The 16,855-nt window shown below is 43.8% G+C and carries 18 protein-coding genes; 10 read left to right on the plus strand and 8 right to left on the minus strand.

Annotated elements, in window-relative coordinates; translation table 11 throughout:
• The first annotated feature begins 519 nt into the window (after positions 1-519).
• The 6 genes from M0Q51_00345 to frr all read left to right on the plus strand — a co-directional run bounded on the left by M0Q51_00345 (position 520) and on the right by frr (position 6,160).
• Positions 520-1,611 (plus strand): hypothetical protein, encoded by a 1,092-nt coding sequence (locus tag M0Q51_00345; protein ID MCK9398428.1) that lies wholly within the window; start codon positions 520-522, stop codon positions 1,609-1,611.
• Positions 1,612-1,669: 58 nt separating this feature from the next.
• A complete protein-coding gene (locus tag M0Q51_00350) occupies positions 1,670-3,103 on the plus strand; it encodes a T9SS type A sorting domain-containing protein (protein ID MCK9398429.1) in 1,434 nt (477 codons plus the stop codon).
• Between the two features lie 319 nt (positions 3,104-3,422).
• Positions 3,423-4,067: a lactate utilization protein gene (locus M0Q51_00355; GenBank protein MCK9398430.1), complete on the plus strand. Its 645-nt coding sequence runs from the start codon at positions 3,423-3,425 to the stop codon at positions 4,065-4,067.
• A 12-nt stretch (positions 4,068-4,079) separates the two neighbouring features.
• A complete protein-coding gene (locus M0Q51_00360; GenBank protein MCK9398431.1) occupies positions 4,080-4,901 on the plus strand; it encodes a phosphatidate cytidylyltransferase in 822 nt (273 codons plus the stop codon).
• Entirely contained in the window at positions 4,898-5,584 is a 687-nt protein-coding gene (locus tag M0Q51_00365) for a phosphatidylserine decarboxylase family protein (GenBank protein ID MCK9398432.1), read from the plus strand. Before M0Q51_00360 ends, M0Q51_00365 begins: the two co-directional genes overlap by 4 nt.
• Positions 5,585-5,596: 12 nt before the next feature.
• Positions 5,597-6,160: a ribosome recycling factor gene (frr, locus tag M0Q51_00370; GenBank protein MCK9398433.1), complete on the plus strand. Its 564-nt coding sequence runs from the start codon at positions 5,597-5,599 to the stop codon at positions 6,158-6,160.
• Positions 6,161-6,267: 107 nt separating this feature from the next.
• On the opposite strand, the gene M0Q51_00375 is transcribed toward frr, so the two are convergent.
• The 8 genes from M0Q51_00375 to M0Q51_00410 form a co-directional block, all read right to left on the minus strand.
• Entirely contained in the window at positions 6,268-7,275 is a 1,008-nt protein-coding gene (locus M0Q51_00375) for an SPASM domain-containing protein (protein ID MCK9398434.1), read from the minus strand.
• A 9-nt stretch (positions 7,276-7,284) separates the two neighbouring features.
• Positions 7,285-7,530 carry a hypothetical protein gene (locus M0Q51_00380; protein MCK9398435.1) on the minus strand — a complete coding sequence of 82 codons (246 nt, stop codon included), beginning with the start codon at positions 7,528-7,530 and terminating at the stop codon, positions 7,285-7,287.
• Positions 7,517-7,900 (minus strand): hypothetical protein, encoded by a 384-nt coding sequence (locus M0Q51_00385; protein MCK9398436.1) that lies wholly within the window; start codon positions 7,898-7,900, stop codon positions 7,517-7,519. Before M0Q51_00385 ends, M0Q51_00380 begins: the two co-directional genes overlap by 14 nt.
• 31 nt (positions 7,901-7,931) lie before the next feature.
• A complete protein-coding gene (locus tag M0Q51_00390) occupies positions 7,932-8,234 on the minus strand; it encodes a YtxH domain-containing protein (protein ID MCK9398437.1) in 303 nt (100 codons plus the stop codon).
• 4 nt (positions 8,235-8,238) lie between these two features.
• Positions 8,239-9,333, minus strand: coding sequence for an AI-2E family transporter (locus M0Q51_00395; protein ID MCK9398438.1), 1,095 nt, complete (start codon positions 9,331-9,333; stop codon positions 8,239-8,241).
• Between the two features lie 102 nt (positions 9,334-9,435).
• Positions 9,436-11,745 (minus strand): GH92 family glycosyl hydrolase, encoded by a 2,310-nt coding sequence (locus M0Q51_00400; protein ID MCK9398439.1) that lies wholly within the window; start codon positions 11,743-11,745, stop codon positions 9,436-9,438.
• A gap of 131 nt (positions 11,746-11,876) precedes the next feature.
• Complete coding sequence (locus M0Q51_00405) at positions 11,877-13,301, minus strand: aldehyde dehydrogenase family protein (GenBank protein MCK9398440.1); 1,425 nt, start codon at positions 13,299-13,301, stop codon at positions 11,877-11,879.
• Between the two features lie 11 nt (positions 13,302-13,312).
• Entirely contained in the window at positions 13,313-14,122 is an 810-nt protein-coding gene (locus M0Q51_00410; protein MCK9398441.1) for a purine-nucleoside phosphorylase, read from the minus strand.
• Positions 14,123-14,285: 163 nt separating this feature from the next.
• On the opposite strand from M0Q51_00410, the gene M0Q51_00415 reads away from it, so the two are divergent.
• The 4 genes from M0Q51_00415 to M0Q51_00430 all read left to right on the plus strand — a co-directional run bounded on the left by M0Q51_00415 (position 14,286) and on the right by M0Q51_00430 (position 16,847).
• A complete protein-coding gene (locus M0Q51_00415; GenBank protein ID MCK9398442.1) occupies positions 14,286-14,756 on the plus strand; it encodes a hypothetical protein in 471 nt (156 codons plus the stop codon).
• Positions 14,665-15,243: a hypothetical protein gene (locus M0Q51_00420; protein MCK9398443.1), complete on the plus strand. Its 579-nt coding sequence runs from the start codon at positions 14,665-14,667 to the stop codon at positions 15,241-15,243. The genes M0Q51_00415 and M0Q51_00420 overlap by 92 nt, the downstream gene beginning before the upstream one ends.
• A gap of 98 nt (positions 15,244-15,341) precedes the next feature.
• Positions 15,342-15,908, plus strand: a complete 567-nt coding sequence (gene efp, locus M0Q51_00425; protein MCK9398444.1) for an elongation factor P — start codon at positions 15,342-15,344, stop codon at positions 15,906-15,908.
• 3 nt (positions 15,909-15,911) lie between these two features.
• Positions 15,912-16,847 carry a UDP-3-O-(3-hydroxymyristoyl)glucosamine N-acyltransferase gene (locus M0Q51_00430; GenBank protein ID MCK9398445.1) on the plus strand — a complete coding sequence of 312 codons (936 nt, stop codon included), beginning with the start codon at positions 15,912-15,914 and terminating at the stop codon, positions 16,845-16,847.
• Positions 16,848-16,855 lie beyond the last annotated feature (8 nt).

Genomic DNA, 16,855 nt, shown 5'->3' on the forward strand with positions numbered 1-16,855 from the left:
CGTTAGTGGTTGGTCATTAGGTAGTCAGAAGGTTGTCAGAAGGTAGTCATTAAGAATTTGGCCCGTCAGGGACAAATGAAAATAGTCCCGGACAAGCCGCCCGTGGATAATAGATCGACCCTTTAAAACAAGTCCCATACGGCCCACAGGACTTGCAAAATATTTGAACCTCCTCTTCCTTGTGTAATCTCTGTGAAGTATGCAGATCATCTATAGAAAACCACTTAAATTTTTTCTAGTGGTTTTCTGCTATGGATTTCACTTTAAAATAGATTATCATTGGGGGCATGAAGGATGAACTAACATATTTAAGATATATAAGGTTAGATCCAAAATCGCTGTACCCTCCATAAATGTACATTTCCTTTGCTGCACAAGACTTCTTAGTTTATAAACCCTTTAATTTAATCTTGTTAGGTTAATTCCCCGCCCCTTGGGGCGAAAGTATTCTAACTGACGGGTTAACCCGTCAGTTAAACAGATACCCCGCTGCTTGCGGCGGGGAGTTTCATTGACAAAATGAAAAAAGTGATTTTTATTATAGCAATTATTTTATCTTTTATTGTCGTAATTTTAAGCTGTAAAAAACAGCATGATGATTCAAAAGTTAATCCGATCAACCAGGTGAACCAGACCAACCAAAACATAGAACAGCGGATACTTACATTCAAATCGGAGATTGAAAACAGGCTGAAAAGTGGGAGCAGTTACCCGATAGATACAGCAGTTCGGTACACTGAAGCTTTGATAAATTATACTTATGGAGATGTAGCCAATAATCTCCAAGGATTGGATATTGATTCCGTATTTATTGATGTTGATTTAACCGGCGGAAAGGTAACGCCTGCTGAAGCTGCATCTGTTTATGACGAGATTATTGACAGCCTGACTGTTCAATATCAGAATCTTCCTTCACAAAATCTTCATCTGATTTTCGCGGATGTTTTCAGAAGGGACTCTATTTCAGGAAGTGTTACTTTCGGTGTAATCTCGGCATTCGGATATGTCTCGCCAATTAATTATGGTCGTTTTGGAGATGAGGATTGGTGGATGTTTGGGTTGGGGTGGTGTAATTCTGGGGGATACTGCGATGGCCCATACGAAGGAACACATACTAATAGTGATGCAGCCGAACAAATTGAATATAGAATCAGAGTAAATATTGGTGTCCCTGGTCTAAGGCATTACTCTACTGATGTAGTAACGTTAGATATATGGCCTGATGGTCTTGTCCATTATTATGGAGACCCCCCTAATGGTATTCCTCCCCAAAATTATTATTGTGATTTTCTTAATTACGAAGATGAAACTACCGAAGACAATTATTATGACTATTTGTGTTTTGTCAATTACTATGCATTACCAAATTTTCATGATTGTCTCTGTCCTGATGAAATGAATTTCTACCTGCATGGTGAAGAATCTGTTTGTACCGATCTTATATTCGAATGTGATGATTTGGGGGATTTAATTGAAGACAAAGTTTTCATGTCCATTAATAATGAGGGAAGCATTTATTACGGATTTCCAAATTACAGTTATGTTCACATTATGACCAATACATATGGTTTATGGGTTGTTGACACAAATCAACCGGGAACTTTTAATTAATTAACTTATTGCAGGATGCATTAATATAAATGCATCCTGCTGTTTTATTAAAATTCTTATGAAGAAAGATTTTATAATTTTTGGATTATTAATGAGTATGTTTTTTACATACGGCCAATCTACCTATGAATTTCTTTATCAAAGTCCTTTAAATGAAATTTCAAGAAGCCTGAATGAAGATGAACAAGGAAACATCTATTTTTCGGTTGAAAACTTTCAATATGCTTTGATTATCAAACTTGATCATGATGGATCTTTTCTAGACTCCATCAGTATATATAACCATGAAGGCACTTGTAACCTTGCAGAGTTGATTAAAATTGATGATGATTATTTTGTGGCTTTAGGTAATTGGACCATTGATACGGTTTCTGAATTATGGTTTGTGAAATTTAATCACGAATTACAAATTATTGATGATAAGAAATTGATTTCCAACAGCCTTAAAATTTATAATTTCCATCATATCATCAGAAGTAATGGTAATATTGTTTTTATAGCCCACTACCAACCTGGATCTTCTCCCGCTGAATATAAGGTCTGTATTTATGAATTGACACCCGAAGGAGATTTGGTCAGATATAAATTTTTTAATCAAGCATATTCATTTAACATTGCTTCGACAATTATTGAGGATTCTTCAAATTTTTGTTATAAATTATTTTCTCTTTTGCCCGTTTCATATAGAATGTCATGCAATATCAGTTATATTGATACTTCTTTTAATGTAACTGATTCTTTAGTCCTTTCTGGTGGCATTATTAGGGATCAAAATACGGCTAAATGGATCAATGACTCGATTTATCTTCTGACCGGAAGGTCATTCGATCCCTCCCAAGATGAATTCGATATCGGAATTCTGAAAATGACTGCCAATGATTCTTTACTTAACGCAGCATATTTTGGAAAAACTGATACTGTGGATTATACAGGTCTATATAAAAATCTAGACTTTATTTCAAAAGGTAACATTTTTTTCTCTGGAGAATCCAATATTAAACAATATTTTCAAACCGAGCCTTCATGGATCATGTTAAATATCCTTGATTCGAATCTGAACCTTAAAAACCAGCGGTTTTATGGAGGGGATGCATTTTACCTGGTGAATGCCATACTGGCCACACAGGACAGTGGATGTGTGCTGTCGTGTTCACGCTACGATTACTTAACCCAGAACGAAGAGTTCGATATCTATATTCTCAAGGTTAATCAGGATGGATTGCTGGTTTCAACCACTGAAAATCCAATTATAAATAGTAACGCATGTTTTATTTATCCTAATCCGGGGAATGAGACATTAAATATTAATTCACCAATAGATCGGTCACAAATTCAGCTTTTTGACCTGACCGGAAGATTGGAATGTGAAGCTGAACTTTCGGCAGGCACCAATTCGATACCTGTTTCCAGCTTACCTGCCGGAATTTATCTTTACCGGATATTTGACCATAAAAGCCAGATAATCCAATCGGGGAAATGGATCAAACTGTAAGGATTTGTTTCAAATATTCCCACCCTTTAATCCCCTCCCATGCCATCATTTATAATAAAAGCTCTGGTTGTGCAGGGAGGGGAAACATTATCCTATCCGCATATTTTTCCCCGGAATGAATTCCGGGGCTATTTTCAAGGCACTCCTATGGAGTGCAAGAGGATTGAGCATTCATAGTGCTCAATTGCAATTGAACAATCGAGCAATTGAACAATGTATGACCACTTTATGACCACCTAATGACCACTTTCTGACCATTTCTTCCTAAAAATCAGTCCTTGAACAGCAGTAGTTCAAATTTTCTATCTTTGTATTGATTATGGAAGAAAGCACTTCAAAAGAAAAGGTATTAAAATACATTAGGGAGGCTCTCATTTCAAAGACTGATCAGCCATTTCCAAAGATCGACTATGAAAAGCCGGTATTCAGTGAAATGGAAGAATCTTTTGATATCAATTTCGCACAGGAATTGACTGCTGCCGGCGGAATGTTCATTTATTGTGAGAGTGAGGCGGAAGTCATCAATGGCCTCAGGTTCCTGATGCACGACCGGAAGTGGGACAATATTTTCGCACTTGAGCCAAAGATTATCGAGCTCCTGAATAAAGGGCAAATTACCTGCCTGTCTGATCACGATCAAATAACCCAGTCGCATGTGGGGATGACCGGATGCGAATCCCTCGTAGCAAGGCTGGGCAGCGTCATGGTGTCGACCGGGCAAATGGCCGGCCGGCAAATCTTTATCTATCCGGAAATCCATATCGTTTTAGCACAGGCATCGCAACTGGTTGGTGACCTGAAGGATGCCCTGCTCAAATTAAGAAAAAAGTACGAACAACGGATGCCTTCGATGGTCACTCTTATCACGGGCCCCAGCCGTACGGCCGATATTGAAAAAACATTGGTCATGGGGGCTCACGGACCGAAAGAATTATATGTCTTCCTTCTGGAAGACCGGCTTTAAATTAATTACTGCGTGCAAAACCTATACACGAGGACCATTACCGGCATTTTTCTTACAGCCCTGATCATCGGCTCTCTTCTGCTGCATCCGTTGGCTCTTGTTGTTGTGATCTTTGTTCTGATGATGGTCGGTTTGTACGAGTTTTACCGACTGGCCGGTTTTCATGAAATACACCCGCAACGGGTTTTGGGCTTCGCGGTCGGGGCCATCATGTACATCATCGTGGCTCTTACCGCCCTCGGGATAGTTTCAGCCTGGTACCTGGCCTTTCTTCCTCCTCTGTTCTTTGTTTTTTTTATTGCGGAATTGTTCCGGACGAAGCCAAATTCATTGTTAAATATAGCTTTCAGCATTTTCCCTGTCGCCTATATTTCCATCCCTTTTGCCATGATGATTTTCTTAATGAACCCTGTGGTTATCGGTGACCATCCTTACTGGCATATACTTTTCAGCTTATTAATCATCCAGGGGGGCTATGACACTTTTGCTTATCTGGTTGGAATAGCGATAGGGAAACATAAACTATTCGAAAAAATTTCACCGAAGAAAACCTGGGAAGGCACTATCGGAGGAACATGCTTCGGCCTGCTTGCGGCCTTCATATTGTCCCTGTTCTTCAAAGAGCTTACAACCTGGCAATGGCTTGTTGCAGCATTGATTATCAATATTTCCGGCACCTTCGGTGATTTATCGGAATCAATGCTGAAACGAAAGTTCAATGTCAAGGATTCCGGAGATTTCTTTCCCGGCCATGGCGGTGTACTCGACCGGTTTGATGCAGCTATATTTGCAGCACCGGTATTATTTTGTTATCTTTTATTGCTCAACCTATGAGACTTCATCATAAAGGATACATACCCCTTCTTGTCATGCTGGCACTCCTGTTGTGCATGGTCTGGCTGATAAACCTGGTTTTTCCGGTGCAAAGTACCATACATTACATATTGTACTGTGCGGGCGTTATTTTTTATTTCCTGTGCATCCGGTTTTTCAGGCGACCATACAGAGAAGTTTTACCTGACCCTGAACAAATCTTAAGTGCTGCCGATGGCCATGTTGTTGTGATAGAAGAGATTCAAGAAACGGAGTATTTTCATGACCGGCGAATGCAGGTTTCCATTTTCATGTCGCCCCTTGATGTACATGTAAACTGGTATCCTGTCAGCGGGGAGATCATTCACACAAAATATCACCATGGTTCCCACATTCCGGCATACCGGCCAAAAGCCAGCATGAAGAATGAGCGCATGTCGATCGTGATAGAAAATGAACATGGCAAACCGGTCATGATGACACAGATTGCCGGTATCATGGCCAGGCGGGTATTCACCACCGCCAGGCCGGGGAGTTATGTTTTCCAGGGAGAAGAAGCAGGTATCATCAAGTTCGGCTCCAGGGTCGATATCATTCTTCCAAAAGATAGCGAGATCGTGGTTAAGTTAGGCCAGAAAGTTAGTGCATGTAAGACTATCATAGCGAGATTTCCCGATAAAAACCTATTTTTGCAAAAATCTTAAAGTGACACTGTTATGACTGAGGAATCCGAATTTCTACTTCAGGAAACAGAAGACCAGATGAACAAATCAGTTCAATTCCTGGAAAAAGAATTGCACAAGCTTCGCGCGGGAAAGGCCACACCCCAGATGCTTGAAGGGATCAGGATCAACTACTACGACGTGGTAACTCCCATTGAACAATTGGCAAACATTACAACACCGGATGCAAGACAGATCATTATTCAGCCATGGGATAAAAGTATCATTCATGATATCGACAAAGCCATCATGACCGCGAACCTGGGCCTGAATCCCAAAAATGAAGGGGAAGTGTTACGGATCCAGGTGCCACCGCTGACAGAAGAGCGGCGACGTGATCTCGTCAAGAAAGCTAAATCTGAAGCGGAAAATGCCAAGATAAGCATCCGCAACATCAGGCGTTCGTCGAATGATATGGCCAAAGACCTTGAAAAAGAAGGGGTAGCTGAAGATGAAGTAAAGAAGTTGCAGGAAGATATCCAGAAACTCACCGTCAAGTATATCGAAGTAGTCGATAAAATTGTTGTTCAGAAAGAAAAAGACATTATGACGGTTTAGATATTGTTTTTGACACTGACAGGTCCGCCAAAGGCGGACGCCGTCAGATAAATTAACTTTTCACCTGTCAACGTGCGAAGCATTTGACAGCGTGAAAAGACCCAAGGTTATTTTTCTGTACAATTCCTGCAAATATCGATTTCATTCCTGGCGGAGAACAATTTCTTTCTGAAGTTATCATAGGCTTCACCCCGCCAGATCTCCTGAAAACTCTGCTTTTTCAGATCCCCTAAACGGTGGGTGGCATCCTTATCAAAGCAGCAGGGAACTACGAGTCCATCCCATGTAATCACACAGCCCCGCCACATTCTAAGGCAATGATTATACAGGGGATTATCTATAATATACTTGCCGTCACCCTTCTTTTTGTATCTCGAAAAAGATTCATTAACGGGAATAAGCGGATTTCCCTCCTCGTAGTTATAGACCTGGGCAGATTTAAGCTCAAGTTTGTCTACTCCTATTTCCTTTGCCAGCTCACGCAGTGCAGGAATCTGGTGCTCATTGGTTCGAAAAACAATGAACTGAAGAATGATATAAGGAGTTGCCGAATGAAGCTCTTTTTTCCACTTCACCAGGTTTCGGGTACATTCCAGAACTTTATCAAATGACCCCCCTACCCTGTATTTCTCATAGGTTATCTGGTCCAGGCCATCAAGAGAGATGATGATCCGGTCCAGGCCCGACTCGACGGTTTTTTTTGCCAGGTGGTCGGTCAGGAAATGTGCATTTGTGGAAGTGGCAGTGTAAATCTTCTTTTTCCGGGCATATTCCGCCATGTGAAAGAAAAGCGGATGAAGATAAGGCTCTCCCTGGAAATACAGGATCAGGTAAAACAGGTCCGGGTGAAGCTGGTCGATGACCTCATGGTACATTTCAAGCGAGATCTTCCCGGTATCACGTGTGAACTTTCTAAGGCCCGACGGACACTCGGGACATCTCAGGTTGCAGGAGGTCGTCGGCTCCACGGAAATGGTAAACGGATTTCCCCAATGCCTCATTTTACCTGTAAAGCGGCTCAGGTAATAACTGGAAAAAAGTTTGACCAGGTTAATCAATCTCCCAGGTGTTATCCGCATCAGGAGGCTAAGGCTATCTTTAAGCTGAGCAGGCAATGGAAATTGTTATTTCTTTCGTTTGCGCCTGATCCGGTCGGTCAGCAGCGAAACAGCCATAATTCCCAGCTTGAAAGCAAGTCCGGATCCGCCAAACAAATTTTCAAGGATACGGTTTTTAATCGCAGGACCGGTCAGGTTACCAGTTAATTCCCTGAAGCTGGATTTGATCTTCAGCTCTTGTTCCAGAATCCGTAGCTTCTGGCGTGCCTTTATTAGCTCGATTTCCTGGAAATCCTTCCTATTCTTTTTCATTTTCCAAGTCTTTATATTGATCTAATTCCATCTGGCTTAGGATGAGCCGGGTAAAAGGCCGTACGATGATAGCTCTTCTGAAAACATAGATAAATACGGCCAGGAGGATATAAAAACCGGCAATAATTAGAAATCCCAGCCACCATTTTCCGGTCGCTTCGCCAAACCAATAGGCAAAGGCAAAAGAGCCGAAAACCACAACGAAAAACAATATCCAGAAAAGTACCAGCCATAAAACCAGGCTGGAAAAAAATCTGATCAGGTAATCGGCAACATTGAGCCTAAAATAACCGACCTTCAGGTCTAAGTAAATTTTAATCTGGTCGAAAAACCTCATCAATTGTGCGGATAGGCTATTATCTTCTTCCATAACTGATAGTTATTATGTTATTGGTTAGTGGTTACAATTCTGTTTTGGGTTTGCGGGTGTACTTCCTTTTTGCTACAGACGGTGGTTTTTGTGTTTTAGTTCCAGGTTTTGCTCTTGGAATTTTTGTCTTTAATTCATGTTCCGGTTCCACTCCCATTTCATTCATCAGTTCCCCTAATCCGAGGCCATATTCATCAGCTAGTGCTTGTACTTTTTTCTTAATATTCTGACGGGTAATACTGCCTTTATCGGGAGCTAATAATATACCTGCTAAAGCACCGGCGGCAGCGCCGGCCAGGAAGCCAAGGAGAAAATTTGACATTGTCTTTTTCATGTTTTTAAATATTTTCGGTTAATTTATCGATCAGTTTAAACCCGCTCAGAAATTCTTTCGCCACGATCCTGAGCACGGTATAACCCGGGATAGCCAGGATCATTCCCGGAATACCAGCCAGGCTTCCTGCCATCAGTATTACAAGGAGTATCTCAATCGGGTGCGCATTTACCCTTTTAGAGAAGATCAGGGGTTGTATGACAAAATTATCGATCAGGTTGGCTATGGAAAAAACGAGGATTACTGTGATTGCCGTATTCAGCGCATTATCATACAATCCCAGTCCCAGATCGGAGGAAATACCGAGTACTGTTCCGATAGAAGCCCCGATGATTGGCCCCAGGTAAGGGATCACGTTCATTAACCCTCCGAAAAAACCTATCAATATTGCATTTTCAATCCCAAAGACAGACAGGCCGATCGTAAGCAGTACCATCATGATAAAGAGCTGTGAAAGCAGACCTATAAAATACCTTGAAAGCATGATCTTGGTCTTATGCAGAATAGTTACAACTTCAGGCTGGAAACGGTCAGGGGCAAACAAAAGGATCCCGCTCCTGAGCAGTTGGCGATCACGCAGAAAAAAAAATGAAAGGAAGAGCACGGAAAATATGCCGATAATTAACGTACTCGTCGCACCGAGAAGCTTTTCAAAAAGGTTGGAAAAATCAGCAACATTGATCACGGAAGTGATCTGGCGTTCCAGGATACTTTGGAGTGTCTCGTCTGCTTTAATAATATCATAAGAAAGCAGCAGCCCCTGCATCCGGTCAATCACCCCTGCAAAGTATGTAACTACTTCATCTACATTGATCTTCGAGATCATTTGGGCCTGGCGCGTAATCATCGGAACAAAGAGGAGAGCCAGGCACACAAGCAACCCTATCAGGGTTACAATTGTGATGAGGGCTGCAATCGATTTAGGCATGGATAGTTTGCCGATCCTGATTTTCGAAAGAAATTCCACCAGAGGCTGGCCAATCAAAGATATCACCCCGGCTGTGATGATATAAATCAATATATCGAAGAAATACCACATCATGAACAGACCGAGGAGCACCCCGATAACAGCAACGATGACACGATATTTCTGACTCATAGAAATATTGTTTTAATATACCCGGATAACAAAGTTAAGAAATTTAAAACCAGCTAATTTTTAAAAATGAAGTAAACGGCAAGGATAAGGAATATAAAACCGTTACGGAAGAATTTTCCCCCAGGATTTATTAGGATGAGGACCCATCACAAAAGTAATTTTTCCGCCTTTTATTAATGAAGAATGATCTATGTAATTTTTTAAATATCTCTCTCCGTTCAACAGGATATCCTGGATGAATAAGTTGGTTTCCGACTGATTTCTCACCTCTAATTCCAATTTATTGCCATTCTCCAATGTAATAACGGCAGATTTTACAAGGGGGCTTCCAATGGCATACCAGTCGGCTCCGGGGCAGACCGGGTAGAATCCCAGGGAACTGAAAATGTACCATGCCGACATCTGGCCGCAGTCATCATTCCCGCACAACCCGTCCGGCGCATCAGCATACATGGCTTTCATGATCATCCTCACCCTTTCCTGTGTTTTCCATGGCTGACCGGTCCAGTTATAAAGATAGGGGATATGATGACCGGGCTCGTTGCCGTGCACATAACAGCCGATAATCCCATCACGCGTTATATCTTCAGTTTCTTTAAAATTTTCATCTGACAAGTGCATAGTGAATAACGAATCGAGGTACCTTGAAAATTTTTCCCTACCTCCCATCAGGCTGATCATCTCAGGAATCTGATGCGGGACATAAAGGCTGTAATTCCAGGCATTTCCTTCAATAAAACCCTGCCCATGCGTATTCAGAGGGTCAAACGGCACCTTCCATGAACCATCGTTCAGCTTTGGCCTCATGAAGCCCGTTCCTGGATCATAAACATTCAAAAAGCTTGCAGATCGTTTGGTAAAAATCAGATCAATTTCAGGATTGCCAATTTTACCGGCCAATTGGGCAATGGTCCAGTCGTCATAGGCATATTCCAATGTTTTTGAAACCGAGGAAGAATTCTTGTCTTCCGGAACATAACCCATGACTTTATAATAGCCCAGACCATCAAAAAGATCATAATTGGCCGTATTCACACAGGCTTCCAGCGCATGGCCGGTATCGAAACCATCATTTCCTTTTACAACGGCATCCGCGATGACCGAAACGGCGTGATAGCCAATCATGCACCAATTCTCATTGGCATAGTGCGACCAGACTGGAAGCATCGGGTGCACGCTCTGATCATAATGGGCCAGCATGGATTTGATCATATCTGTATTCCTGCCGGGCTGTATTAGATTGAACAAAGGATGCAAGGCGCGGTAAGTATCCCAGAGCGAAAAAGTGGTGTAATTCGTAAAATCAGTTGCCTGGTTGATATTCTGGTCAAGGCCGCGGTAAGCGCCATCGACATCCATATAAACCGTCGGGCTGAGAAAAGAATGATAAAGGGCGGTGTAGAAGGTCACTTTATCGCCCGGGGTCATCGTTTCCACTACCACTTTGTTCAGTTCTTTATTCCATTTTCCCTGGCTTTCCCTGACTACCCGTTCAAAGTCCCAATGGGGAATTTCCGACTGTAGGTTTTTCAGGGCGCCATCCGTACTGACGGACGATAAGGCAAATTTGATTTTCAGTTTCTCCCCTTCTTTCATATTAAAGTCGAAATAAGCCCGGATCTTCTTGCCTGCCATTTCCGGGAAGTTCTTCGTTTCATCAAACTTCCGGTAAAATCCCCGGTAAACGGTCTGATCGTATTTTTTATGCCCATATTGATAAAATGGTTTGCTGAAGACCATCGCGAAATAAATCACCCGTGTCCTGGCCCAACCGTTTGTCTGGCGATAGCCGGTCACAAGCGTATCATTTTCCACCCGGATAAATGTCCAGACATTCTTATCATTATAATTATAAATCCCATGGATAAGATCAAGGATGACATGGGCGCTGTCGGTTTCCGGGAAGGTATACTGGTGAAAGCCTACCCGCGTTGTAGCCGTCAGTTCCGCCAGAATGCCGTCGTCATCCAGCTTCACTTTGTAATAGCCAGGTTCTGCAACTTCATTCTGATGTAAGTAAGCAGAGCGATAGCCATTTTCAGGATGGACGGCAGTTCCCGGATTCAGCTGCAAAGCCCCGACCGTGGGCATAATCAGGAAATCTCCCAGGTCGGAATGCCCGGTCCCGCTGAAATGCGTATGGCTGAACCCCACGATCGTCGGGTCATCATATTGATATCCCGAGCAATAAGCATAAACCTCCCCGTTATATTTTCCGTCTTTTTCAAAGCTAATGGTATCAGTGTCAGGGCTGAGCTGCACCATGCCAAAAGGAACCGTTGCTCCCGGATAGGTATGGCCCATGCGTTGTGTGCCGATTAAAGGGTTTATATATTGTATTAAGTTCTGTTGCGCTGAAAGATTGTCGAATATGATGACAAAGATTATTAGCAAGAAGTGAAGGTGTTTCATAGTGAAAAGTTGTTAGTTTAGGTTTTAAGGTTTTAGGTTTAAGGGTTAAGTTTAGGACTTTTTTACTGTCTGTAAATCAAATATTTATATAAATTTCCAGAACTTAAACCTTAACCCTTAAACCTCAACACTTAAATCAATCCTTTGCTCTTCATCACTATCAGCTTCTCCCGCGTCATTTCGTGCATTGAATAAGGGATCCCTCCTATGCCGATTCCGGATTCGTCGCGCCCGCCAAACGGCATCCAGTCGACACGGAAGGCGGTATGGTCGTTGATCATCACGGCGGAAGCATTGAGTTTTTGTGCCGTTTCCAGCGCCATATCGATATCGCGGGTAAAGACGGCTGCCTGGAATGCATAGCGCAGATTATTGGCTTTTGAGATGGCATCACCCAGATCTGAATAGGGATAGACGCAGATCACCGGGCCGAAGACTTCCTCCCTGGATACCTTTATGTGCTCAGGAGGAGCGAATAAGACTGTGGGACTGTAGGAAGCGGGGAAGCGGGGGAGCGGGGGAGATTGATTTAAAATTAATTGGCCGCCTGTAAGTAATTCTGCTCCGGTTGCTTTGGCTTCTTCAACCCAGTCATGAACTCGATTAACCTCACTTTCTGCTATCATGGGGCCTATATCCGTCTGCGGATCGAGCGGATCGCCGACTTTAAGGTTAGCGGCGATTTCGGCAAGCTTTTCTGCGAACGGGCGGGCAATTTCTTCATGTACGAACACCCGCTGCACAGAAACACAGACCTGCCCGGCGTGGTAAAAACCACCTTTGGCAATGCCGGGAGCTATTTCTTCAATTTCCGCTGATTTATCTATGATGACCGGGGCTACGCCACCGTGTTCAAGTGCAATTCGTGTGCCTGGGGCAAGGATCGACCGGAGGTGCCATCCTACAGCATGTGATCCGATGAAAGTCACATAGCCAATCCGTGGATCGGCGGAGAGTTTTTCAGCCAGGTCGCGCCGGCAGACCAATGCGGTGCAGTGTGCCTCCGGCAGTCCGGCCTCGTAAAGCAGCCTGACCAGGTTGAAGCAGGAAACAGGAGTCGAAGATGCGGGCTTCACAATGACCGGGCAACCGGTTGCGATGGCCGGAATTACCTGGTGGATGATCAGGTTCAACGGATGGTTGAAGGCGCTGATTGCAAATACCACGCCTATTGGTTCCCGCGTGGTAAAAGCAAGCCTGTTAACCGAAGCAGCCGTCATTCCCATCGGGATCTCTTCTCCGCGAAGGTTATAGAGTTCAGCTGTTGCGATTTTTACGCCGTTGATGGCTCTCAGGACTTCCACTTTAGAATCGCGGTAAGGCTTGCCACCTTCTTCGGCGGCAATCCGCGTAAGTTCTTCCACCTGTTTTTCCATCAGGCCGGCAAGCCTTTCAAGGATTTCGATCCGATGGTATTTATGGAGCCAGCGGGATTGGTCATGGAACAAGTCATAAGCCTTGCTTATGGCGCGTTCAATTTCTCTTTCCCCGGCAAGGGGAAATTCCCGGATAAAATGATGGTCGTACGGCGACTTTACTGTCAGGATAGCAGACATAAGGAGGATTTTTATAATTCCTCCACCAGGTCGGAAAAGATTTTCACAAGCCCTTGCTCGGCCTGGGAGGCGTAATAAAGTATTTTCGAAATATCGACAGGTTCAAGATGATCCGGGTCACATTCATCCGTAACAACGGAAATAGCAGCCACCGGGAGTTTCATGTGGTTGGCCACTATCACTTCGGGGGTGGTTGACATCCCAACGACATCGGCACCAATGCGGCTAAGCCACCTGTATTCGGCGCGGGTTTCGAGGTTTGGTCCTGATACAGCCACATAGACGCCCCGATGCAAAGTGATGCCGTTCTTTTCAGCGATCCGGATTATCTTCTGATTGATTTCCTTTGAATAAGCCTGGCTCATGTCCGGGAAACGGGTTCCCAGTTCATCGAAATTGGGCCCGATCAAAGGATTCGGAAGCAGGTTGATATGATCCTCGATGAGCATCAGTGATCCTTTTTTGAATGCGGTATTCATGGCACCGCAGGCGTTGGAAACCAGCAAACTGCGTATTCCAAGGACTTTCATAACCCGGATCGGCAGGGTGATTTCCTGGGTGGTATAACCTTCATAAGTATGGAAACGGCCCTTCATGACCAGGACCTTCTTACCGCGAAGCATGCCATATATCAGGATTCCATGGTGAAATTCGACGGTTGAAATTGGAAAGTGGGGAATCTTCTCATAATCGATCTCAATTTCAGGCTCGATCTGGTCGGCCAGTTTTCCCAGGCCGGTTCCAAGAATAATGCCAATTTCAGGTTCCGTGATCCCTTTCGATCGTAAAAATGCTGCGGATTCCAGTATTCTGTTCATCATAAGTGTTGAAATGAAGCGTCAAAGGTAAGAAAATTCTAAATTCCAATTTTTTCAATATCTTTAGCCCTTCAATTTATCCATATGAGGAACATCCCTCAACTTCTCGTTATTGCTGCCATCCTTGGGCTTCTGACATAGGGTATAATTTCACCTATGAAATGTCGTGGATTATGGCGGTACACTGAGTTATGGCGGCCCGAAGCGCTGGATGTCCGGGTACACTCAATATTACAACGGTATGCATAACCGCATCACCAATGCTTACCAGATCCAGGTCGGCACCCCTGAAGCGGGAAAATACGTGCTTACCACCTTCGGGGGCAGCGCTAACCATGCGATGACTATATTAGGCTATAACGATTCTATCCGCTGGGATTACAACAATGTAAGCCTTAACAAGCCTGAAGTTATTCTCGGCTATCCCATTTATGATTACCATGGAGGCGATAACTATATGCAGGGTGGAACAACCGAAGCCGATAAAACCATCGAATTCGGCCTGGATCTTTCGAAATTACTCAGCGATATCAACCTGAACCAGGATGTCAAAGTTTTTCTGCAGGTTGTCCAAGACTTTTACCTTCTCATCCACTGGAGTTATCGTTCAGGACTCCGTGGTTTCAGGCGGGGATGATGTAATCGCTTTCGGGGAAACGGCCTGGATGAATATCTCGATCTTAAATCTCCGGCAGGAAGTTGAAAAGCAGGAGGTCATTTTCCTGATGATCATAGAGCGATTCCCTCACAAGTTTGACTGGACCTTTATCGACCAGTTATATGCGCTATACACACATTCATGGCTGAAAGATCCTGTCTATGAAAATATTAATAAGACCATGCAGGTCGGCCCCTGGTACGGAGATATCATCAATAGGGCAGCACTGAGACATATTTCTCTGGAAGAAGCCCTTATTGAAGAGGGAAAATTCCTTTTTTACCGGAATGATACGGTGAATTATCTGATCAATTATGGCCAGGATCATTTCAGCCGGATTATTTCAGACAATCCCGTCTGGATGGAACACGTCAGGGGAAAAGCGATACAAAAGGGAATTCCGCTGAAAGAGATGATAAGGTTGGATGCGGAGTATATGTGGGAGCAGAAACTTAAGAAGTTTTGAGTGTTAAGTGTTGAGTGTTAAGTTGGGGACTTTTTTATTTGGAAAAATGGTGTAATTTTGCAAAAATTTTCGGAAAATCTTTCTAAAACCTCAGTAATATGCCAACAACCGCGGATTTCAGGAATGGATTGTGCATCGAATTTAACAATGACCTCTGGGCGATCGTTGAGTTTCAGCATGTCAAACCCGGCAAAGGCGGTGCTTTCGTCCGGACCAAGATAAAGAACCTTCGTGATGGCCGGGTGCTTGAAAATACCTTCATAGCCGGTGTCAAGATCAATATTGTCAGGATCGAAAGAAGGCCTCATCAATATCTTTATAACGATGGGGATTCCTATCACTTCATGAATTCCGATACCTTCGAACAGGTCTATATCGAGAAAAAAATGATCGATGCTGCGGACCTGCTCAAGGAAGGACAGACAGTCGACCTGATCTTCCATTCCGAAACGGAAACCGTGTTGCAGTGCGAAATGCCGGCTACGGTCACGCTTGAAGTGACTTACACCGAGCCCGGGGAAAAAGGCAACACCGCCACCAACACGCTGAAAGAGGCAACAGTTGAAACCGGCGCTATCGTCCGGGTACCGCTGTTTATCAATGCCGGTGAGAAAATCAAGGTAGATACCCGTACTTACCGGTATGCTGAAAGAGCTAAAGATTAATATATGAACCTCCCACGCAGTTATTCTCTCGAGGAAATCGCCGGTTTGCTGAATGCCAGGTTCGATGGTGATCCTTCTTTTTTAATTACCGGGATTAATGAGATCCACATGGTTAATCCAGGCGACCTGACTTTCGTGGACCACCCGAAATATTACGATAAAGCCCTGAATTCAAAGGCCACCACGATATTGATAAACAAGGAAGTGCTACGGCCTGAAGGAAAAGCTCTCATTATTTCCGATGATCCTTTTCGCGACTATGTTTATCTGGCTAAGCATTTCCGGCCTTTCGAAGCTTGCAGTGCATCGGTCAGCCTTACCGCTGAAATCGGCCAGGGAACCATGATCCAGCCTGGTGCATTCATTGGTAACCATGTGAAAATCGGTAAAAACTGCCTGATCCACTCCAATGTCAGTATTTACGACCATACCGTGATCGGTGATGAGGTCATCATCCATGCCAATTCGGTCATTGGTGCCGATGCATATTACTTCCAGAAGAAATCCGCAGGTTACCGCAAACTTGAATCATGCGGGCGGGTCGTGATCAAAGACCGCGTCGAGATAGGGGCGCTGTGTTCCATTGATAAAGGAGTTTCGGGAGATACTGTTATTGATGAAGGCACCAAGTTCGATAATCATGTTCAGGTCGGACATGACACCTATATCGGCAAAAATTGTCTCATCGGCGCCCATTGCGCCATAGCAGGTGTTACCAGGATCGAAGATGAGGTTATCCTTTGGGGCCGCGTTTCAGTAAATAAAGATATCGTGGTCGGTAAAGGAGCCGTGCTATTGGCTACTTCAGCCATTGACAAATCCATTGAAGGGGGAATAACATATTTCGGATCACCTGCAGAAGAAGCAAGGAAAAAATGGCGGGAAATGGCCTACCTGAAGAGACTCCCCGAATTATTCAAAAAGCTGGATAGTAAATAAACAAGAAA

Source organism: Bacteroidales bacterium (assembly GCA_023229505.1).
In the GTDB taxonomy this organism is placed as follows: domain Bacteria; phylum Bacteroidota; class Bacteroidia; order Bacteroidales; family JAGOPY01; genus JAGOPY01.

What these genes read in the sequence shown, in the direction of transcription:
- M0Q51_00345 (MCK9398428.1), top strand. Translation starts at nt 520, where the DNA reads ATGAAAAAAGTGATTTTTATTATAGCAATTATTTTATCTTTTATTGTC.
- M0Q51_00350 (MCK9398429.1), top strand. Translation starts at nt 1,670, where the DNA reads ATGAAGAAAGATTTTATAATTTTTGGATTATTAATGAGTATGTTTTTT.
- M0Q51_00355 (MCK9398430.1), top strand. Translation starts at nt 3,423, where the DNA reads ATGGAAGAAAGCACTTCAAAAGAAAAGGTATTAAAATACATTAGGGAG.
- M0Q51_00365 (MCK9398432.1), top strand. Translation starts at nt 4,898, where the DNA reads ATGAGACTTCATCATAAAGGATACATACCCCTTCTTGTCATGCTGGCA.
- frr (MCK9398433.1), top strand. Translation starts at nt 5,597, where the DNA reads ATGACTGAGGAATCCGAATTTCTACTTCAGGAAACAGAAGACCAGATG.
- M0Q51_00380 (MCK9398435.1), bottom strand. Translation starts at nt 7,530, where the DNA reads ATGAAAAAGAATAGGAAGGATTTCCAGGAAATCGAGCTAATAAAGGCA.
- M0Q51_00385 (MCK9398436.1), bottom strand. Translation starts at nt 7,900, where the DNA reads ATGGAAGAAGATAATAGCCTATCCGCACAATTGATGAGGTTTTTCGAC.
- M0Q51_00390 (MCK9398437.1), bottom strand. Translation starts at nt 8,234, where the DNA reads ATGAAAAAGACAATGTCAAATTTTCTCCTTGGCTTCCTGGCCGGCGCT.
- M0Q51_00395 (MCK9398438.1), bottom strand. Translation starts at nt 9,333, where the DNA reads ATGAGTCAGAAATATCGTGTCATCGTTGCTGTTATCGGGGTGCTCCTC.
- M0Q51_00400 (MCK9398439.1), bottom strand. Translation starts at nt 11,745, where the DNA reads ATGAAACACCTTCACTTCTTGCTAATAATCTTTGTCATCATATTCGAC.
- M0Q51_00405 (MCK9398440.1), bottom strand. Translation starts at nt 13,301, where the DNA reads ATGTCTGCTATCCTGACAGTAAAGTCGCCGTACGACCATCATTTTATC.
- M0Q51_00410 (MCK9398441.1), bottom strand. Translation starts at nt 14,122, where the DNA reads ATGATGAACAGAATACTGGAATCCGCAGCATTTTTACGATCGAAAGGG.
- M0Q51_00420 (MCK9398443.1), top strand. Translation starts at nt 14,665, where the DNA reads ATGTCAAAGTTTTTCTGCAGGTTGTCCAAGACTTTTACCTTCTCATCC.
- efp (MCK9398444.1), top strand. Translation starts at nt 15,342, where the DNA reads ATGCCAACAACCGCGGATTTCAGGAATGGATTGTGCATCGAATTTAAC.
- M0Q51_00430 (MCK9398445.1), top strand. Translation starts at nt 15,912, where the DNA reads ATGAACCTCCCACGCAGTTATTCTCTCGAGGAAATCGCCGGTTTGCTG.